The organism is Bradyrhizobium oropedii (assembly GCF_020889685.1).
Lineage (GTDB): Bacteria > Pseudomonadota > Alphaproteobacteria > Rhizobiales > Xanthobacteraceae > Bradyrhizobium > Bradyrhizobium oropedii.
The window spans coordinates 1-18,163 of sequence record NZ_JACMYO010000174.1 but is presented as its reverse complement, the minus strand read 5'-3'; the positions used below and the strand labels follow the sequence as shown (position 1 = coordinate 18,163).

The following is an 18,163-nucleotide window of genomic DNA, read 5'->3' as shown; positions in this document are numbered from 1 at the left end:
GGCGCCATGTTGATCGGGTCCTGCAGCACGCTGCCGGTGAAGTTCTCCTTCGGCGCGCGGCGGGTCGGCCGCGAGCCGGAAACGTGGATATCCATGGGGTTACCTCGCTCTCTTGACGTTATTTCTTGGTTGCGGCGTAACGCGCCTTGGTCTCGGCATTCATCGGATAGAGGCCGGGCAGCTGGGCGCCATTGTTCACCTCGTTGACGATCCAGGCTTCCATCCGCTCCTGCTCGGGTCCCTCGGCCAGCACATGGTCGAGGAAGGCCTGCGGGATCAGCACTGCGCCGTCCTGGTCGGCCACGACGACGTCATTCGGAAACACGGCAACGCCGCCGCACCCGATCGGTTCGCCCCAGCCGACGAAGGTCAGGCCGGCGACCGACGGCGGCGCGGCATAGCCGTCGCACCAGACCGGCAGGCCGGTGCCGAGCACACCCTCGAGGTCACGCACCACGCCATCGGTGATCAGCGCCGTCACCCCGCGCTTGACCATGCGCGCGCAGAGGATGTCGCCGAAAATGCCGGCATCGGTGATGCCCATGGCATCGACCACGGCGATGCAGCCCGCCGGCATCGCCTCGATCGCGGTTCGGGTCGAGATCGGCGACGACCAGGATTCCGGCGTCGCCAGGTCCTCGCGGGCCGGCACGAAGCGCAGCGTGAAGGCGGGTCCGACCAGCCGCTTCTGCCCAGGCTTCAGCGGCTTGGTGCCGCGCATCCAGATGTTGCGCAGGCCCTTCTTGAGCAGGACGGTGGTGATGGTGGCGGTGGACACGTGCGACAGCGTCGCGATCGCCTCAGTGGACAGTGACATCTGGAAAGCTTGCTCCGATGGGAGGAAAAGACCGGCGCATGTTGCCGGGCGAAGGCGCTGCGTCAAGGGCTGCGCGAAAATGCTGCGATCATCTAAATTTATCGCCGGCATGCCGATTAATTTATTGAAGTTGCTGCATCATTTTGCACGAAGCGAATTCCGTTTTGGATCGAAACACGCTAGCTTGATGGCCGACGAAGCCCGCTTGATCCAATGGCCGAACCCTTAAGTCCTCCCCGCCTTTTGCCGAGTGGCGACAGCGCCATCACGGTGGAATTCAGCCGCACCATCGACGACGCCGCCAACCGGCGCGTGCTGGCACTCGACCGCGTGATTGCGGCCGAGCCGATCGCCGGCATCACCGAGACCGTGCCGACCTACCGCTCGCTGCTGGTGCATTACGATCCCGTGCAGATCAGCTTCGACGCGATCGGCGAGCAACTGCTCGCGCGCGCAGCCAAGGCGCCGCCGACCGAGACCGGAACGCGGCGCTGGCGCATTCCCGTCACCTATGGCGGCGAGCACGGCATCGATCTCGAGGATGTCGCCAAAGCGCTCCAGACCACTCCGGACCAGATCGTGGCACGCCACGTCGCCGGCGACTATCGCGTCGCCATGATCGGCTTCACGCCGGGCTGGTCCTATCTCAGCGGGCTGGAGACGTTCCTGCACGTGCCCCGGCGCAAGGACCCGCGGCTCCTGACCCCCGCCGGCACGATCTCGATCGGCGGCATCCAGACCGGCGTGCAATGCCTGGCCGGCCCGAGCGGCTGGCACCTGCTCGGCCGTACCCCGGTGAGAACCTACCAATTGCATCGCGATCCGACCTTCCTGCTGGAGCCGGGCGACGCCATCACCTTCACGGCGGTCGATGCCAAGACCTTTGCGGAACAGGACCGCGCCGCCGATGCCGGCGAGTTCGTCGCAGAACTGGTGACACCATGAGCAAGCTCGTCGTCACCTCGATCGGCCCGGCAAGCTCGGTGCAGGACGGCGGGCGTCCGGGCTCGCAGCGCTATGGCCTGGTGCCGAGCGGTGCGATGGATCGGCTGTCGCTGGCGGCGGCCAACACGCTGGTCGGCAATGAGCTGCTTGCCGCCGCAGTCGAGATCGGCCCGTTCGGCGCCAGCTTCACCGCGCGTGGCGGCGCGGTGCGGGTCGGGCTCGCCGGCGCGTCACGCAATGCGGATATCGGCGGCCGGCCGGTCGCGTTCGACAGTTCGGCAACGCTCGCCGAAGGCGAGACGCTCAATCTCGGCTTCGCCCGCGGCGGCTCGTTCAGCTATCTCGCGATCGAGCACGGCATCGAGGGCGAACCGATGTTCGGCAGCCTCGCGGTCAACGCCCGCGCCGGGCTCGGCAGCCCCTACCCGCGGCCGCTGCAAAGCGGCGACGAGTTGAAGACGCAGGCCGCGAGCGGCATAGCCGAGTGCCGCATCGAATTGCCGGCCTCAAACGATGCGCCGATCCGGATCGTGTTCGGCCCGCAGGACGACGAGTTCGCCGATGAAAGCAAGAAGCTGCTCACCGACAGCGAGTGGAAGATCTCGGCCACCAGCGACCGCATGGGCTACCGCCTCGAAGGTCCCGCCATCAAGCACCTCGACGGCCACAACATCGTCTCCGACGGCACCGTGAACGGCAGCATCCAGGTGCCGGGCAACGGCCAGCCGATCGTGCTGATGCCGGACCGCGGCACCAGCGGCGGCTATCCAAAGATCGCAACCGTGATCACGGCGGATTTCGGCCGCTTCGCGCAGATCTCCGCCGGCCGGTCGTTCCGCTTCAAGGCGGTGACGATCGCGGAAGCGCAAGCCGAGGCGATCAAGTTTCACGCGCTGCTGCGTTCCCTGCCCGATCGTCTCCGCGGCATCGAGGATTTTGGCCTCAACATCGAGGCGCTGAGGGATGCTAATGTAGCCGGTCAGGCCGTCAGCGCCATCGACGCCGTGACCTGGCAGGTCGCGGTACCCTAGAGCATGATCCGGAAAAGTGTGAAGCGGTTTTCCGAAAAGATCATGCTCAAACAAAAGAGCCAACAGCAACAAACGGATCGATCGTCATGACCTCAACCATCGACCTCAATTGCGATCTCGGCGAAAGTTTCGGGCCCTGGGAAATGGGCAATGACGCCGCGATGATCGAGCTTGCGACCTCGGTCAACGTCGCCTGCGGTTACCATGCCGGCGACGCCGACATCATGCGCAAGACGGTCGAGCTCGCGAAGGCGCGCGGCGTCAGCGTCGGCGCCCATCCCGGCTATCGCGATCTGCACGGCTTTGGCCGCCGCCCGGTACCCGGGCTGACATCGTCGGAGATCGAGAATCTCGTCGCCTACCAGATCGGCGCGCTGCAAGCGATCGCGACTGCGGCCGGCCACAAGGTCACCCATGTGAAGGCGCATGGCGCGCTGTCCAACGTCGCCTGCGAGGACGACATGACGGCCAAGGCGATCGCCAATGCGATCAAGGCCGTCGATCGCAATCTCATCTTCGTGGTGCTCGCCAACTCGAAACTGGTGCGCGCGGGTGAAGCCGCCAATCTGCGGATGGCGCATGAAGTGTTTGCCGACCGTGCCTACGAGGACGACAGCAATCTGGTGTCGCGCAAGAAGCCCGGCGCGGTGCTGCACGATCCGAAGGCGATCGCCGAACGCGTGGTGCGCATGGTGCAGGACGGCGCAGTCGTCTCGGTCACCGGCAAGGTGATCAAGATGCAGACCGATACCGTCTGCATCCATGGCGACACGCATGGCGCCGTCGAGATCGCGCGCGGCCTGCGCGAGGCGCTGAAGCAGGCGGGCATTACGGTTGCGCCGTTCAAGACTGCGCACTGAGCAGCGAACGCATCTCATCAGCAAGGGTCGGCCGCTGCGCCGGCCCCTTTAGATTCCGTTAAGAGTCTTCCTAAACCCAAGCTTGCCGTTTGATTGCTAGGTGCAGCTTCCGAGCCTTTGATTGTCCTCTCAGGAAATTGGGTACGAAAGCATGTTCCGCACCAGCCTCTCCCTTGCCATTGCCGCGGTTGCTACGGCCGCCTTCACCAGCGCAGCCTCCGCCGGCTGCTACAGCTGCTATACGCCGCCGCCCCAGCCCTGCACGACCTGCTATCAGGTGCAGACCGTGCCGCCGCAATATCGCACGGTGCAGGAAACCGTGATGGTGTCGCCGGGCCGCGTCATCGCGCATCGCACGCCGGCGCAGTATCGTACCGTGATGGTGCCGCAGACTGTGATGGTCGCGCCCGAAGGCGTCGACTATGAGCGCATCCCGCCGCAATACGCCACCCAGGAGCGCACCCAGATGGTCTCGCCGGGCTATTCCTACTACGCGCCGGTTCAGCAGACCTGCAGCACCTGCGGTGGTAGCTACGGTTACGGCTACGGGTATGGTCGCGGCTACGGCTACTGATCGATCAGCATCCAGCTGACACAAAGCCGCCGCCTGAGCACATCAGGCGGCGGCTTTGCAGTTCTCTCAGGGCCTCAGAACGGGTGGACGGACAGCGTGCCGAACACGATGGCCGCAATCACCGCAAACGCGCTGTACAGCGCCACAGTCTGAATTCCGGTCCCGGACTTCCTGGAAACTTGTCGCGCGTAAAAGTGCAGGCGGGCTTCCGCCGATAGCTCGCGCATGGTCGATCTCCAACGCCCCATTCTCGGGCATATGGAATATCGTTCGCGGCGCAATTCAAGCGGGTGGCAAAAATAGCGACGCCACGCCCTCGGGGAACCCGGTTCCCAGAGGAATATTCTTTCTCGCGCGCTTGCCCGAGAATCTTATTCGTTGCAATTCGAGGGGTCGGGAACCCGCGCCGGCCTCGCGACAACCGAAAATCTCGAAAACAACCCCATGCAAAGTAGCCGGAGGTGGATAGCTGAGGCGCGGCCGCTGCACCGCGCTCAGGGCTTCCAGCGCCCGATCTTGAAGGCCGCCAGATGGCCGGGAATGTCCTTCGGATCGAACGGCGGACCGGCGAACGCGCCGATGGCGCTCGACGCATCAGCCGGGCGCCCGCCGGATGCGGCGTCATAGAGGTCTGGCCGGAACACCGCCATGGCAGCCTTCAACGCCTCCGGCCGGTACGGTGTCTGGCCCCAGCGAACCATCTGCGCGTAGAGCCAGGCCGCCTGCCCCGGGTCCGGCCGTGCGGCTGCCTCACGCCCGACCAGCAGATAGCGATTGCTCTCGCGCATGGTGCCGTCGGGCGAGATCTTCAGCCGGCCATCGAGCGTGCGCTGGATGACGCTGGCATCGACGCCGAGCCGCTCGGGCTGCGCCAGCATCCGCGCGACCTCGGGCCGGTTCTCCGGCTGCTCGATGAACTCTGCGGCGCGCAGATGTGCACGCACCAGCGCGGCGACGACATCGGGATGCTTCTCCGACCAGCTCTGGCGCACGGCCAGCACCTTCTCGACCGCGCTGAGCAGGATGTCGGAGACGAAGTGCAGGATGTGGCCGATGCCGAGGTCGACCGCGATCGAATTCCAGGGCGCGCCGACGCAGAACGCGTCGACATGCCCGTTGGCGAGACTGTCCACCATAAAGGGCGGCGGCAGCACCACGAGCTGCACATCCTCATCGGGATCGACACCGCCGGCAGCCATCCAGAACCGCGATTGATAATTGTGGGTCGAGAACGGGAAGGTCATGCCGAAGGTCAACGGCTCCGCCCCGCTCTTGCGCCGCTTCGCCACCACGCGGGCAAGCGCCCGCGAGGTCGCCATCGGGTCGAAGCGGTCGCCGTCGATCTCCTCCATCAGCGCCGCGTGCAGCGCCGGCGATACCGTGATGGCGTTGCCGTTGAGCCCGAGATTGAAGGGCGCCGCGATCGGCACCTTGACGTGGCCGAGCCCGAGGTGTGATGCGATCGCCACCGGCGCCAGCAGATGCGCGGCGTCGAACAGGCCAATGTTGAGCTTGTCGCGAACGTTCGACCACGACACCTCGCGCACCAAGGTGACATCGAGGCCCTCAGTCGCGGCAAATCCCTTGTCGACAGCGACGATCAACGCGGCCGCGTCCACCAGCGGAATGAATCCGATGTGCAGGGGTGTGGTCATTTCAACAACTCCGACGCCGTCAGGATCGATTGCGCGATCTCCCCGATCTTCTTCTTCTCGCGCATCGCGGTCGAGCGCATCAGCACGTAGGCCTCCTCCTCGGTCAGCCCCTTCACCTTCATCAGGATGCCCTTGGCGCGGTCGATCACCTTGCGCTCCTCCAGCGCATGCTTGGTGCGGTCGAGCTCGTCCTGCAATTTGGCGAAGGCATTGAAGCGGGAGACGCAGAGATCGAGGATCGGCTTCATCCGCTCCTTCTTGAGGCCGTCGACGATATAGGCGGAGACGCCCGCCTCCACCGACGCCTGGATCGAGGCGGCGTCGCTCTGGTCGACGAACATCGCGATCGGCCGGCGCACGGCACGGCTGACCTGGAACATCTGTTCCAGCACGTCGCGGCTGGGGTTCTCGAGGTCGATGACGATGATCTCGGGGTCGAGCGCATAGATCCGCGAGAGCAGGCTCTGCATCTCGCTGATATGGACCACGTCCGTGTAGCCCGCCTCCCGCAGTCCCTCCTCCAGGATGGCCGCACGGATCGGGCTCTCGTCGACGATGACGATCTTGGGAGACGATTCAGCGCTCATCGACCACTCTTAAAGCCCGGCAACAACCATCCATATCACGCCAGAGCGGTGCGGAAAGGGTTGTAATTCTCGGCAATTGGGACTAGCGCCTGCCCATTCATGCGGCAGATCAAAGATATGGAGCGGGCCGGCGCGCCATAAAGTAACCTCACATCGCAGGGGTGTTCCGAAGGAACCGAACACATAGGCGACGTCGCTTCCGGTTCAACCGGCATTGCATCGAGCCCCTGTCGCGATCAATGGGCCGCAAACAGCATTCGCGTTACTGGCGCCCCGCTTGGAGGGTTCTCAACGCTTTCGCTCTTTATCTCTGATTGATCCGAACAGAGCCTTCGGCTGTTGGGCGATTGTCCGGTCCGAGCGTCACCCAGTCGGGACGCGTGAGAGCCTGATTTCCCGCGTTCGGGTCCAGAGGTTTTGTAAAGCGGCCCCCCGCCGGTCTAGGGGGATTCCTCGGATCAAAACTGACATACTCCTCTCGAACAAGTCTGCCACCAATCCTCACCCAGCATCCAGTCTTGTAGTCCCAAACACCTTCTAGATTGAACGGCGCCCACCGGCCCTTGCAGCCCTCGCCGGCGACGAACGGAACGACGACCGCAATCAGCACCGTAAGCAAGCCAACTCCAATCCAAAATACTCGCATATGCAGTGCCCAATGATCCGGCGGGTCTCGCCGATTTCCTTAGATGAGAATCTACCCAGCGGAGAACACAACCGGATGTTGTGTCCTGGATCAACAGGAAAATAGGCCGCTTCAGTGGCCGCAGTTTTGAATAACAATGTCGCCTCCCCTGCCTTGGCGGCACAACGCACGTATTAGTCATTGAATTTCCCTATCGGAGCAATTAGTTAGATCGCAAATCAGCACAATTCAGATCAGGCTCCAGGCGACCACATGGAAAGAGCGCCCCATATTTCATTCGTCAGTCTCGGCTGCTCCTGAGACAACGAATGTATATTTCGGCGGTACATTCCACCCAACGATCGAACAATTTGAGCCTAATTCGTTATCCGAGCGAATGGTGCTTACTTACATCTGTAGGTAAAGCGTACAGGACCAGCGGGGAACTCCCATGACAGAGTTGGAGCAAGAGGCGGAGAGATTAACGGAGCTTTTAAAAGGAAAAGCCGTCCGAATTGTTTGGCGTCATCGCGCTGATGAAATTGCAATCGAGTTTGACGATGACGATAGAACCCGTTTGTTTGTCAACCGAGATCCTGCTGGACTAGACATTTCTGTTACGTGAGCCGATTACATGGATAGAGCGCCGCGCATTAGCTTCCACAGCCTCGGCTGCCCCAAGGCGCTGGTCGATTCCGAGCGCATCATCACCCGGCTGCGCGCAGAGGGCTACGAGCTCGCGCGCAAGCATGATGGTGCTGACATCGTCATCGTCAACACCTGCGGCTTCCTCGACAGCGCCAAGCAGGAATCGCTCGCCGCGATCGGCGAGGCCATGGCCGAGAACGGCAAGGTCATCGTCACCGGCTGCATGGGCGCCGAGCCGGAGCAGATCGAGAGCGCCTATCCCGGCGTGCTCTCGATCACCGGACCGCAGCAATATGAGAGCGTGCTGGATGCCGTGCATCGCGCGCTGCCGCCGGCGCACAACCCGCATCTCGACCTGGTGCCGCCGCAGGGCGTCAAGCTGACGCCGCGCCACTACGCCTATCTGAAGATTTCCGAGGGCTGCAACAACCGCTGCAGCTTCTGCATCATTCCGAAGCTGCGCGGCGATCTGGTGTCGCGGCCGGCCAATGACGTGCTGCGCGAGGCCGAGAAGCTCGTGAAAGCCGGCGTCAAGGAATTGCTTGTTATCTCGCAGGACACCTCGGCCTACGGCGTCGACCTGAAATACGCCGAGAGCCCGTGGCAGGATCGCAGCGTCCGCGCGAAATTCTTCGACCTCGCCAAGGAGCTTGGCGAGCTCGGCGCCTGGGTCCGGCTGCAATATGTCTACCCCTACCCGCATGTCGACGAGGTCATCGGCCTGATGACCGAGGGCAAGGTGCTGCCCTATCTCGACATCCCGTTCCAGCATGCGAGCCCTGACGTGCTGCGCGCGATGAAGCGCCCGGCCGCGCAGGAGAAGACGCTGGCGCGGATCCAGAAATGGCGCGAGCAATGCCCCGAGCTGACGCTGCGCTCGACCTTCATCGTCGGCTTCCCCGGCGAGACCGATTCCGATTTCGCCTACCTGCTCGACTGGCTGGATGAAGCGGAGATCGACCGCCTCGGCTGCTTCAAATACGAGCCGGTCGCCGGCGCCGCGTCGAACGCGATCGGCAATGCCGTACCCGACGACGTCAAGCAGGAGCGCTGGAATGCGCTGATGGCGCGGCAGCAGAAGATTTCGACAAGGCGCCTGAAGCGCAAGGTCGGCACCCGCCAGCAGGTGATCATCGACGAGGTCGGCCCGACTGTCGCCAAGGGCCGGTCAAAGGCCGACGCGCCCGAGATCGACGGCGCCGTCTATCTCACCAGCCGCCGCCCGTTGAAGGTCGGCGAGATCGTCACCGCCAAGATCGAGCGCTCCGACCAATACGATCTCCACGGCAGCGTCGCGGGATTCTGACGCGCTTGACATCGCCTGCCCTCCCGCTGTATGGCCCTGCGCCATGAAGCTGAACCGGACCAACCGCCGCGCCATCTGCCGTCGTCGCACCCGCGACGATGCTGGGCTGCGCCGTGTCCGACGCCATCGCTGATTAGCTGACATCAGCCAGGGTTTTCGAGAAGGCCGCGCCCCAAAGCGCGGCCTTCTCGCTTTTCGGCCTGTCCCCCATTTCCCACACCGACCCCAGAGGAGATCGACATGATAGACGCTACCCAACCGTTCGACGCGCTGATGGATATCACCGCCCGCCCGCAGGTCGTGTTCGTGCGCGGCGCGGGCTCGTACCTCTGGGACGCCAACCGCAACCACTATCTCGATTTCGTGCAGGGCTGGGCCGTCAACGCCCTCGGCCATTCGCCGCCGGCCGTGGCCGACGCGCTGGCCGCGCAGGCCAGACGGCTGCTGACGCCGAGCCCTGCGTTCTACAACGAGCCGAGCCTGAAGCTGGCAAAGGCGCTGGTCGACAAGAGCTGCTTCGACCAGGTGTTCTTCGCCAACTCCGGCGCGGAGGCCAACGAAGGCGCGATCAAGCTCGCACGGAAATACGGCGCGAAATACAAGAACGGCGCGCATGAGATCATCACGTTCGAGGGCGGTTTCCACGGCCGTACGCTCGCGACCATGTCGGCCTCGGGCAAGAAGGCGTTCGAGCCGTTGTTCGAACCGAAGGTCTCGGGCTTCCGGAAAGCTCGGCTGAACGACATCGAGTCAGTGCGGAAGTTGATCTCGCCATCGACGGTCGCGATCATGCTGGAGCCGATCCAGGGCGAAGCCGGCGTCTGGCCCGCGACCGATGAATTCCTGAGGGAGTTGCGGGCGCTGACCCAGCAGCGCGGCCTGCTGCTGATCGTCGACGAGATCCAGACCGGCATGGGCCGGACCGGAAAGCTGTTCGGCTATGAGCATGCCGGAATCGAGCCCGACATCATGACGCTCGGCAAGGGCATCGGCGGCGGTGTGCCGCTCGCGGCGCTGCTCGCGACCGAGCATGCCTCCTGCTTCGATCACGGCGATCAGGGCGGCACCTTCAACGGCAATCCCCTGATGTGCGCCGCCGGGCTTGTCGTGCTCGATCAGATCGGCCGGCCCGATTTCCTGAAATCGGTCACCGACACCGGGCTGCTGCTCGAGCGCGAATTGCAGCGGCTGTCGGCACGGCACGGGCTCGGCGAGATCAGAGGCCGCGGCCTGCTGCTCGCGCTCGATCTCAAGATGCCGATCGGCGCGGCCGTCGTCGCTGAGGCGTTCGCGGCCGGCGTGCTGGTCAACTCGCCGCAGCCGGACACGCTGCGCTTCATGCCGGCGCTCAACGTCACGCGGGAGGAGATTCTTGCGATGACCGACTGCCTCGACACCGTGCTGACCAAGGTCGGTGCGGCAAGACGGGTGGCGTAACGGCACCCGTCATTGCGAGCGAAGCGAAGCAATCCATGCATCCGCATTTGCGGGACGATGGATTGCTTCGTCGCTTCGCTTCTCGCAATGACGGCGAGACTTACGGCCTGAGAATCGCCGCGCCGGTGGTTGCCCGGCTCTCCAGATCGATATGCGCCTTCGCCACGTCCTTCAGCGCATAGGCGTGGTTGATCGGCACGTGCAGCTTGCCGTTGATCACAGCCGCGAACAGCGTGTCGGCGCCTTCAAGCAATTCCTTGCGGGTGCCGACATAGTCGTTGAGCTTGGGCCGTGTCGCGAACAGCGAGCCGTGGTTGTTGAGCTCGGCGAGCGGGAACGGCGGCACCGGGCCCGACGCATTGCCGAACGAGACGAACAGGCCGCGCGGCCGCAGGCAGGACAGCGATCCCGGGAACGTGGTCTTGCCGACGCCGTCATAGACGACGTCGCAGAGCTCGCCGCGGCTGATCTGCTTGACGCGTTCGACGAAATTCTCCTCGTTGTAGAGGATGACGTGGTCGCAGCCATTGGCGAGCGCGATATCGGCCTTCGCCTTCGAGCCGACGGTGCCGATGACATGCGCGCCGAGCGCGTGGGCCCACTGGCAGGCCAGCAGCCCGATGCCGCCGGCTGCGGCGTGGATCAGCACCCGATGGCCCGGCTCGACCTTGAAGGTCTTGTGCAGGAGGTACCAGACCGTGAGCCCCTTGAGCATCAGCACGGCGCCCTGCTCGTAGGTGATGTGGTCGGGCAGCTTGACCAGCTTGTCGGCCGGGATGACGCGCTCGGAGGCGTAGCCGCCGAGGTTGTAGTAATAGGCGACGCGATCGCCGGGGTGGAAATTGGTCACCCCCGGACCGACCGCCACGACCTCGCCCGCGGCTTCGTTGCCGGCGATGAACGGCAGGCCTGGCGCCTTGTAGAGGCCGGTGCGGAAATAGACGTCGATGAAGTTCAGCCCGACCGCATGCTGGCGGATGCGAACCTCGCCGGTCCCCGGCGCCCCAACCTCGACATCCTCGTAGGTCAGGACCTCCGGGCCCCCCACCTTGTGCACCCGCACAGCCTTGGTCATGTCGTCGCTCCCTCAGATCTCAGCGTCAAACGAGCGAATGCCATCGGCGCCGGCTTGTCAACCAAGCGGCCGGAACCGGGGCTATCGCGCCGGCTTCTTGCGGTTGCGCCTGGCCAGCACGTTGAACATCTCGACCGCGGCCGAGAACGCGATGGCGAAATAGATGTAGCCGCGCGGAATGTGGAATTTGAAACCGTCGGCCACCAGCGCCACGCCGATCAGCACCAGGAAGGCCAGCGCCAGCATCTTGGTGGTCGGATGCTCCGCGACAAACCGCGCCACCGGTCCCGACGAGATGTACATGATCGCGCAGGCGATCACGACCGCCGCGATCATGATCTCGATGTCCTGCGCCATGCCGATCGCGGTGATGATTGAATCCAGCGAGAACACCAGGTCGATGATGATGATCTGCACGATCACCCAGAAGAACGCGCTGGCGTTCGGCTTGTCGTCGGCCTCCGCCTCACGCGCCTCGACCTCGCCGTGGATCTCATGGGTCGCCTTGGCGATCAGGAACAGGCCGCCGCCGATCAGGATGATGTCGCGCCAGGACAGTGAGATGTCCTGAACAACGATCACCGGCTGGGTCAGCCCGATCAGCCAGACCAGGATGCTGAGCAACAGGATGCGGAACACCAGCGCCAGCAGCAGGCCGATCTGCCGCGCGCGGTTGGCCTGCGGTTGCGGGATCCGCGAGACGATCACCGAGAGGAAGATGACATTGTCGATGCCGAGCACGATCTCGAGTGCAGTCAGGGTCAACAACGCAGCCCAGGCTTCCGGGCTGGTGATCAATTGCATCATGCTCTGAAGGCTTTCATCCGGCGGATCACGGTGTCGCTGCCGACGATGTAGACGGCGATGGCGCAGAGACCGAAGGTGATCGAGGGACCGACCACGAAATCATTGGCGAGCGTGTACGCGCCGAGCAGCGCCCAGGCGAAAAGCAGCCACAGCGTCAGCCAACGCAGCCGCACCACGCGGAACGGGTGCAGCACGTGGAACGGCGCGAAGGTCAGCACGATCAGGGCCGCGACCACGATGGTCGACAGCACCGGCGGCAGATGCAGCAGGAACAGATAGAACGCCGCCGCATTCCACAGCGCCGGAAAGCCGCGGAAATGGTTGTCGTCGGCCTTCATGCGGCGGTCGGCGAAATACAGCGCGCTCGAGACCACGATGCCGATGCCGAGGATCGGCGCGGCCAGCGGCAGCAACATGCCGCTCGCAGTGATCGCATAGGCCGGAACGAACACATAGGTGACGAAATCGACCACCAGGTCGAGCACCTCGCCCGACCAGTTCGGCTGCAACCGCACCACGTCGAGCCGGCGCGCCAGTGGGCCGTCGATCCCGTCGATGATCAGCGCGACCCCAAGCCAGGCGAACATGTTGGCCCAGTGCTCGCGCACGGCTTCCAGCATGGCCAGCAGCGCGACGCCGGCGCCGAGCGCCGTGAAGATATGAACGGAGAATGCGGCGGTCCGCATCCGTTCTGGCAACGCATCCGGCTGGCTCGAGTGCTCCATCGGCCGAAGTGCTATCAGGAATCGGCCCCCTTTGCATATGCAGTCTTGCGGCGTTCCGCCGCGCAAACCATTGGGAGGATTCAGTGGTTACCGATGGCTTGAAAATCGGGCCAGGCATGTCAAATGTCCTGATATGACCGACAGCTCCCTGGATTATGACGTTATCGTAATAGGCGGCGGCCCGGCCGGATTGACGGCTGCCATTGCGCTTGCCGACGCCGGCGCACGGACCGCGTTGCTGGCGCGCCGCGCGCCCTATGCCGACAACCGGACCACCGCGCTGCTCGGCGCCTCGACCGATATCCTGGAGCGGCTCGACGTCTGGCGGCGCTGCAGCGACAGAGCGGCGGCGCTCAAGACCATGCGCCTGGTCGACGACACCGGCCGCCTGATCCGCGCACCCGAGGTGCGGTTCACGTCGGACGAGATCGGCCGCGAGCAGTTCGGCTTCAACATCGACAATCGCTCGCTGGTCGCAGCGCTCGAGGACCGCGCCGGCGAGATGGCCGCGCTGACCCGGTTCGACGACGAGGCGGCCTCGGTGCAGCCCGGCGATGCCGATGTTACCGCGGTGACGCGGCAAGGCCAGTCGCTCAAGGCCCGGCTCGTGGTCGGCGCTGACGGGCGTAATTCACTGTCCCGCGAGGCCGCCGGCATCGAGGTGACAAGCCGCGCGCTCGGGCAATCCGCCCTCACCTTCAACATCACCCACAGCCGCCCGCATCACAACATCTCGACCGAGTTTCACACCGAGCACGGCCCTTGCGTGTTCGTGCCGCTCGCCGGCAACCGCAGCAGCGTGGTCTGGGTCTCCTCGCCCAAGGAGGCCGAGCGGCTCAAGGCACTCAGCGACGAGGAATTGTCCGTCGCGGCCGAACGGCAGTCGCATTCCATCCTCGGCCGCGTCGAGGTCCAGGGCGGCCGTCACGTGTTTCCGCTGGCGATCGAGCGGCCGCGGCAGTTTGCAAAAGACCGGATCGCGCTGGTCGGGGAATCCGCCCATGTGCTGCCGCCGATCGGCGCGCAGGGCCTCAACATGGGGCTGCGCGATGCCGCCGATATCGCTGAGATCATGGGTCAGGCGATCGGCCGCGGCGAGGATCCCGGCGCGCCAAGCGTGCTGTCGCGCTACCAGGCGGCGCGGCGTCCCGACGTTGCCAGCCGGACCTGGGCGATCGACATCGCCAACCGCTCGCTGCTCAGCGATTTCCTGGGCGTGCAGACGGCGCGTGCCGCAGGCCTGCACCTGCTCGGCGCATTCGGCCCGCTGCGGCGGCTGGCGATGCGCGAGGGTCTCGCGCCGTCATGGCGGCGGTGACCAAAGCGTTTTCGAGCGAAGTGGGTACCGGTTCGCGCTTAAGAAAACGCGTCCACTAAAAGCGCGTCTTAGGGAAACACCAGCCGTCCGCTCTGGATGAACCACATCACGCTGGTCAGCGTGACCACCGAGGCGAAGGTGCCGATCAGCACCGCGACCGAGGCCGGCTCGATCCAGGTGTCGTTCTGCCGGGCGATCACGAACACGTTGAGCGCCGGCGGCAGCGAGGCCATCAGCACCGCGGTCGCGGCCCAGGGCTGCGCGAACGGGCCGAACAGCAGCATCAGCCCGAATGCCAGCAGCGGATGGATCAGGAGCTTGATTGCGACCACGCCCGGCACCTCCCACGGCACCCGCTCGAACGGCCGCAGCGCCACGGTGACGCCGAGCGCGAACAGCGCCATCGGCGCCGCGGCGTTCTGCAGAAACTGGATGGTGCGGTCGAGCGCGACCGGCAGCGGGATGTGAAACGCGGCGACCAGCGCCCCGAACACCGCCGACATGATCAGCGGGTTCTGCACGATCTGCCGCAGCACCACGCCGAATGCGTGCAGCAGCGAGGGATGGTCGCGGTCGGTGAGTTCGATCAGCAGCGGCACGATCGAGAACAGGAAGATGCTGTCGCAGCAGAAGATCAGCGCGGTCGGCGCTGCCGCCTTGGCGCCGAGCACGGCGAGCGCCAGCCCAGGGCCCATATAGCCGATATTGCCGTAGGCGCCCGACAGGCCGGCAAGCGTTGCCTCGCGCAGCGTCAAGCCCCCCATCAGCTTGCCCGCGACCATCGCCAGGAAGAACGCGATCACGGTTCCGAGCGTGGTGGCGATCAGGAATGGCGGGTTGTTCAGCTCCGCAAACGGGGTCTTGGACATGATCCCGAACAGCAGCGCCGGCAACGAAACGTAAAGCAGGAAGAAATTCATCCAGGCGAGCCCGCTCTCGGGTAAACCCTTCGCCTTGCCGCACGCGTAGCCGATGAAGATCAGGCCGAAATACGGCAGCGCCAGATTGAGGATATCGATCATTCTGAAAGTAGTTTCTCGGCCGGATTTCGGGGCGTTTTTGCAGGGCTGGAATCGGTAAAGCGGGGGTTAATTCGAGGCTTAGCCCCTAGCATCGGCCACAATGTTGGTCTATCGACGAACCATGATCAAAGCGCGCACCGCCAAATTCCAGATCGGGCAGATCGTCCGTCACCGGGTGTTCTCCTTCCGGGGCGTGATTTTTGATATCGACCCGGAGTTCAACAACACCGAGGAATGGTGGCTGTCGATCCCCGAGGACATGCGCCCCCACAAGGACCAGCCGTTCTACCATCTGCTCGCGGAAAACTCGGAGACCGAGTACGTCGCCTACGTCTCGGAGCAGAACCTCTTGCCCGACGAGTCCGGCGAGCCGATCCGGCATTCGCAGGTGGCGGAGATCTTCATCAAGGACAAGTCGGGCGGCTACCGTCCGCGCAACCCCTCGCTGAACTGACGCGCGGCTTCTGTCCGCAACTGCCACGGCGTTCGCGCTGGCGCATCTCACCTGCTCACACGCCCTCTCGTTTGGCGAGCGCCGCCGCGATCGCCCAGACCACAAAGCCCGCCAGCGCCAGGCCCGCGCCGACGAGGCCGGTCGACGTCCAGCCATAGCCGGCCGCAACCGCCATTCCGCCGAGCCACGGGCCGAGCGCATTGGCGACGTTGAAGGCGGAGTGATTGAGCGCCGCAGCGAGGCTCTGCGCCTCGCCTGCGACATCCATCAGCCGCGTTTGAAGCACGGTGGCGAGCGCGCCGCCGAGCCCGATCAGGAACACGTCGGCACTCAGCGTCCAGAAATTCGTCGCCGCCAGCGGATACAGCGCCAGCGTCGCGGCCGACCACAGCAACAGCCCGCCCGCGGTCGCCATCAGCGCACGGTCGGCGAAGCGCGGCACGATGATGTTGCCGGCGGTCAGGCCGGCGCCGAACACGCACAGCGTGACCGGGACCAATGCGGGCGACGTGTGCGTCACCGCCAGCATGGTCGAGGCGAGATAGGTGTAGACCGAGAACAGCCCGCCGAAGCCGATGGCGCCGATCGCCAGCGTCAGCCAGACATGCTTGCGCCCGAGCGCAGACAATTCGCGCAACGGGCTTGCGTTGGAGTTGGCGGCATCGCGCGGGGCGAAGATCAGCACCAGGACGGCGGTCAACAGCGCGAGGCCGGCGACGATCGCGAAGGCCCAGCGCCAGCCGATCACCTGCCCGACCCCGTTGGCCAGCGGTACACCGATCGTGGTCGCGATCGTGAGGCCGAGAATCACGCGGCCGACCGCGGCCGTGCGCTTGTCCATCGGCACCAGGGAGGCCGCGACCAGCATGGCGATGCCGAAATAGGCGCCGTGCGGCAGCCCGGCGAGGAAGCGCAGCACCAGCATGGTGTGATAGTCGGGCGCGAGCCCGGAGAGGCCGTTCATCAACGCGAAGAAGCCCATCAGCGCGATCAGCAAGGTCCGCCGCGTCATGCGCGCCGACAGCACGGCGATCACAGGCGCACCCACCACGACGCCGAGTGCGTAAGCGCTGATCGCGTGGCCGGCCTGGGGCTCGCTGATGTTCAGATCGTGGGCGAAGAACGGCAGCAGGCTCATGGTGGCGAATTCGGCGATGCCGATCGCGAACCCGCCCATCGCCAGCGCGAGATGCACGATGCCCGGATGAAAGCTACCCGGGACGTTGTCCTGGTTGACGCGACCACCAGCATTGACCGCAGGATCGGCGACCGCCGGCTCCGAAAGCCGGGAGATCGGCTCTCGCCGCTGCTTGCTGACTTGCTGGGACATTGCGCGACTTCCATGACTGCAAACGACGGCCAGGGTCCTGAGGAGAACCACGCGCGCATTCGCGCATCGAAGGCGCGTTCCGCGCTTTCGTCTGGCCTCCCGTATCGGATTTATGATTGGGCTTCGACGCCGGACTTGTCCGGACAAGGCACTGACGACACGCGCTTGACTCGCGACGCAATCGCAGTGCCCTTCAGCAAACATCGCACACGATCTGCGCGATCACCAGCGCGGCAGGCTGCCATCAGCCAGTCCGTATCGCATGACGAAAAAGGCGCCCTTGCGGGCGCCTTTTGCTTGCGATGATCTCGCGTTTTCTTGAACGCTTGATCGAAAGTTGATCTGAGCTTACTTGGCCGCCGGGTTGGCCGGAGCCGGCGTCGCGCCGCCCGCGCCTTCCAGCTTCTTGCGCTGCTCTTCGGCGCGCTTCTGCAACTCTTCCTGCAGCTTCTTCGAGTTTTCCTCGAACACCTTCGGATCGGTCGGCGGGCCGTCATAGGCCTTGGCGAATTCGGTGTTGAGCGGCAGCGGCAGCGTCAGCGGCGCGCCGTTCGAATTGATCGCCTGAACCACGAGGTTCTGGCCCTTCTTCATGTTGGCGATCAGCTCGGGGGTTGCTTCATAGTCGGACATGCAACCGTTCTGGAAGCAGATCACATAGGGCGCCTGCTGCGGCGGGCTGCCGTCGACGATGATGCGGGTGCCGTGAACCAGCTGCATGCCGAGCGGCAGCGTGACGCGCAGGATCTTCTTCGGCTCGCCTTCCGGCTCGATGATCACGGCGGCGATCACCGGCTGGCCGGACTCGATGCGGCCGTCCTTGCCGGTGAAGCAAACCTGCTTGGCGTTGGCTTCCTGGCCCTTCAGGCAGAACTTGGTCCAGGGGGCATAGATCAGCTGGATCTGCTGGTCCTGCGGCGGCTGCTGGCCGGCGGCCGCAGCGGGCG

At 64.7% G+C, this 18,163-nt stretch carries 19 protein-coding genes; 9 read left to right on the top strand and 10 right to left on the bottom strand.

Going from position 1 to position 18,163, the window contains the following annotated elements; all coding sequences use genetic code 11:
* Nucleotides 1-118 precede the first annotated feature (118 nt).
* Complete coding sequence (locus H8A95_RS33870; protein WP_095734524.1) at nucleotides 119-817, bottom strand: ribonuclease activity regulator RraA; 699 nt, start codon at nucleotides 815-817, stop codon at nucleotides 119-121.
* Nucleotides 818-1,030: 213 nt separating this feature from the next.
* On the opposite strand from H8A95_RS33870, the gene pxpB reads away from it, so the two are divergent.
* The 4 genes from pxpB to H8A95_RS33850 all read left to right on the top strand — a co-directional run bounded on the left by pxpB (nucleotide 1,031) and on the right by H8A95_RS33850 (nucleotide 4,227).
* Nucleotides 1,031-1,762, top strand: a complete 732-nt coding sequence (pxpB, locus tag H8A95_RS33865; protein WP_229187104.1) for a 5-oxoprolinase subunit PxpB — start codon at nucleotides 1,031-1,033, stop codon at nucleotides 1,760-1,762.
* The gene (locus H8A95_RS33860) at nucleotides 1,759-2,793 is read left to right on the top strand and encodes a 5-oxoprolinase subunit C family protein (protein WP_229187103.1); all 1,035 of its coding nucleotides are present in this window, start codon (nucleotides 1,759-1,761) and stop codon (nucleotides 2,791-2,793) included. Before pxpB ends, H8A95_RS33860 begins: the two co-directional genes overlap by 4 nt.
* Before the next feature lie 86 nt (nucleotides 2,794-2,879).
* Nucleotides 2,880-3,653 (top strand): LamB/YcsF family protein, encoded by a 774-nt coding sequence (locus H8A95_RS33855; RefSeq protein WP_229187102.1) that lies wholly within the window; start codon nucleotides 2,880-2,882, stop codon nucleotides 3,651-3,653.
* 151 nt (nucleotides 3,654-3,804) lie between these two features.
* Complete coding sequence (locus H8A95_RS33850) at nucleotides 3,805-4,227, top strand: hypothetical protein (protein ID WP_229187101.1); 423 nt, start codon at nucleotides 3,805-3,807, stop codon at nucleotides 4,225-4,227.
* Between the two features lie 74 nt (nucleotides 4,228-4,301).
* Here the strand turns inward: H8A95_RS33850 and H8A95_RS33845 are convergent, their stop codons facing one another.
* The 3 genes from H8A95_RS33845 to H8A95_RS33835 form a co-directional block, all read right to left on the bottom strand.
* The gene (locus H8A95_RS33845; protein WP_229187100.1) at nucleotides 4,302-4,454 is read right to left on the bottom strand and encodes a hypothetical protein; all 153 of its coding nucleotides are present in this window, start codon (nucleotides 4,452-4,454) and stop codon (nucleotides 4,302-4,304) included.
* Between the two features lie 267 nt (nucleotides 4,455-4,721).
* Nucleotides 4,722-5,882: a CmpA/NrtA family ABC transporter substrate-binding protein gene (locus H8A95_RS33840; protein ID WP_229187099.1), complete on the bottom strand. Its 1,161-nt coding sequence runs from the start codon at nucleotides 5,880-5,882 to the stop codon at nucleotides 4,722-4,724.
* Nucleotides 5,879-6,469: an ANTAR domain-containing response regulator gene (locus H8A95_RS33835; RefSeq protein ID WP_028332037.1), complete on the bottom strand. Its 591-nt coding sequence runs from the start codon at nucleotides 6,467-6,469 to the stop codon at nucleotides 5,879-5,881. The genes H8A95_RS33840 and H8A95_RS33835 overlap by 4 nt, the downstream gene beginning before the upstream one ends.
* Nucleotides 6,470-7,545: 1,076 nt before the next feature.
* Between H8A95_RS33835 and H8A95_RS33830 the strand changes: the two genes are divergently transcribed.
* From H8A95_RS33830 to H8A95_RS33820, 3 genes are all read left to right on the top strand, one after another.
* Entirely contained in the window at nucleotides 7,546-7,719 is a 174-nt protein-coding gene (locus H8A95_RS33830; protein ID WP_229187098.1) for a hypothetical protein, read from the top strand.
* Nucleotides 7,720-7,728: 9 nt separating this feature from the next.
* Nucleotides 7,729-9,048 carry a 30S ribosomal protein S12 methylthiotransferase RimO gene (gene rimO / locus H8A95_RS33825; protein ID WP_229187097.1) on the top strand — a complete coding sequence of 440 codons (1,320 nt, stop codon included), beginning with the start codon at nucleotides 7,729-7,731 and terminating at the stop codon, nucleotides 9,046-9,048.
* A gap of 240 nt (nucleotides 9,049-9,288) precedes the next feature.
* A complete protein-coding gene (locus H8A95_RS33820) occupies nucleotides 9,289-10,485 on the top strand; it encodes an acetylornithine transaminase (RefSeq protein WP_229187096.1) in 1,197 nt (398 codons plus the stop codon).
* A 100-nt stretch (nucleotides 10,486-10,585) separates the two neighbouring features.
* Here the strand turns inward: H8A95_RS33820 and H8A95_RS33815 are convergent, their stop codons facing one another.
* From H8A95_RS33815 to pcsA, 3 genes are all read right to left on the bottom strand, one after another.
* Entirely contained in the window at nucleotides 10,586-11,560 is a 975-nt protein-coding gene (locus H8A95_RS33815) for a quinone oxidoreductase family protein (RefSeq protein ID WP_229187095.1), read from the bottom strand.
* Nucleotides 11,561-11,641: 81 nt separating this feature from the next.
* Nucleotides 11,642-12,367 carry a TerC family protein gene (locus tag H8A95_RS33810; RefSeq protein ID WP_229187094.1) on the bottom strand — a complete coding sequence of 242 codons (726 nt, stop codon included), beginning with the start codon at nucleotides 12,365-12,367 and terminating at the stop codon, nucleotides 11,642-11,644.
* Entirely contained in the window at nucleotides 12,364-13,092 is a 729-nt protein-coding gene (gene pcsA / locus H8A95_RS33805) for a phosphatidylcholine synthase (RefSeq protein WP_229187093.1), read from the bottom strand. The genes H8A95_RS33810 and pcsA overlap by 4 nt, the downstream gene beginning before the upstream one ends.
* 133 nt (nucleotides 13,093-13,225) lie before the next feature.
* Here pcsA and H8A95_RS33800 point away from each other — a divergent pair, with 133 nt between their 5' ends.
* On the top strand, nucleotides 13,226-14,410 hold the full coding sequence (locus H8A95_RS33800; RefSeq protein WP_229187092.1) for a UbiH/UbiF family hydroxylase: 1,185 nt from the start codon (nucleotides 13,226-13,228) through the stop codon (nucleotides 14,408-14,410).
* Nucleotides 14,411-14,478: 68 nt separating this feature from the next.
* On the opposite strand, the gene H8A95_RS33795 is transcribed toward H8A95_RS33800, so the two are convergent.
* The gene (locus H8A95_RS33795; protein ID WP_229187091.1) at nucleotides 14,479-15,432 is read right to left on the bottom strand and encodes an AEC family transporter; all 954 of its coding nucleotides are present in this window, start codon (nucleotides 15,430-15,432) and stop codon (nucleotides 14,479-14,481) included.
* A gap of 121 nt (nucleotides 15,433-15,553) precedes the next feature.
* Between H8A95_RS33795 and hspQ the strand changes: the two genes are divergently transcribed.
* Nucleotides 15,554-15,886, top strand: coding sequence for a heat shock protein HspQ (gene hspQ, locus H8A95_RS33790; RefSeq protein WP_021081543.1), 333 nt, complete (start codon nucleotides 15,554-15,556; stop codon nucleotides 15,884-15,886).
* Between the two features lie 55 nt (nucleotides 15,887-15,941).
* Here the strand turns inward: hspQ and H8A95_RS33785 are convergent, their stop codons facing one another.
* Both H8A95_RS33785 and H8A95_RS33780 read right to left on the bottom strand, forming a co-directional pair.
* Entirely contained in the window at nucleotides 15,942-17,216 is a 1,275-nt protein-coding gene (locus tag H8A95_RS33785) for an MFS transporter (protein ID WP_229187090.1), read from the bottom strand.
* Between the two features lie 348 nt (nucleotides 17,217-17,564).
* On the bottom strand, nucleotides 17,565-18,163 hold a 599-nt coding region (locus tag H8A95_RS33780; RefSeq protein ID WP_229187089.1), incomplete at its 5' end, for an invasion associated locus B family protein.

Bases quoted from the DNA above. Each gene is read 5' to 3' on its own strand.
- hspQ (WP_021081543.1), top strand. From the start codon at position 15,554: ATGATCAAAGCGCGCACCGCCAAATTCCAGATCGGGCAGATCGTCCGT.
- H8A95_RS33850 (WP_229187101.1), top strand. From the start codon at position 3,805: ATGTTCCGCACCAGCCTCTCCCTTGCCATTGCCGCGGTTGCTACGGCC.
- H8A95_RS33835 (WP_028332037.1), bottom strand. From the start codon at position 6,469: ATGAGCGCTGAATCGTCTCCCAAGATCGTCATCGTCGACGAGAGCCCG.
- H8A95_RS33845 (WP_229187100.1), bottom strand. From the start codon at position 4,454: ATGCGCGAGCTATCGGCGGAAGCCCGCCTGCACTTTTACGCGCGACAA.
- H8A95_RS33855 (WP_229187102.1), top strand. From the start codon at position 2,880: ATGACCTCAACCATCGACCTCAATTGCGATCTCGGCGAAAGTTTCGGG.
- H8A95_RS33840 (WP_229187099.1), bottom strand. From the start codon at position 5,882: ATGACCACACCCCTGCACATCGGATTCATTCCGCTGGTGGACGCGGCC.
- H8A95_RS33815 (WP_229187095.1), bottom strand. From the start codon at position 11,560: ATGACCAAGGCTGTGCGGGTGCACAAGGTGGGGGGCCCGGAGGTCCTG.
- H8A95_RS33810 (WP_229187094.1), bottom strand. From the start codon at position 12,367: ATGATGCAATTGATCACCAGCCCGGAAGCCTGGGCTGCGTTGTTGACC.
- H8A95_RS33820 (WP_229187096.1), top strand. From the start codon at position 9,289: ATGATAGACGCTACCCAACCGTTCGACGCGCTGATGGATATCACCGCC.
- H8A95_RS33830 (WP_229187098.1), top strand. From the start codon at position 7,546: ATGACAGAGTTGGAGCAAGAGGCGGAGAGATTAACGGAGCTTTTAAAA.
- H8A95_RS33795 (WP_229187091.1), bottom strand. From the start codon at position 15,432: ATGATCGATATCCTCAATCTGGCGCTGCCGTATTTCGGCCTGATCTTC.
- H8A95_RS33860 (WP_229187103.1), top strand. From the start codon at position 1,759: ATGAGCAAGCTCGTCGTCACCTCGATCGGCCCGGCAAGCTCGGTGCAG.
- pxpB (WP_229187104.1), top strand. From the start codon at position 1,031: ATGGCCGAACCCTTAAGTCCTCCCCGCCTTTTGCCGAGTGGCGACAGC.
- H8A95_RS33870 (WP_095734524.1), bottom strand. From the start codon at position 817: ATGTCACTGTCCACTGAGGCGATCGCGACGCTGTCGCACGTGTCCACC.
- pcsA (WP_229187093.1), bottom strand. From the start codon at position 13,092: ATGGAGCACTCGAGCCAGCCGGATGCGTTGCCAGAACGGATGCGGACC.
- H8A95_RS33800 (WP_229187092.1), top strand. From the start codon at position 13,226: ATGACCGACAGCTCCCTGGATTATGACGTTATCGTAATAGGCGGCGGC.
- rimO (WP_229187097.1), top strand. From the start codon at position 7,729: ATGGATAGAGCGCCGCGCATTAGCTTCCACAGCCTCGGCTGCCCCAAG.
- H8A95_RS33785 (WP_229187090.1), bottom strand. From the start codon at position 17,216: ATGTCCCAGCAAGTCAGCAAGCAGCGGCGAGAGCCGATCTCCCGGCTT.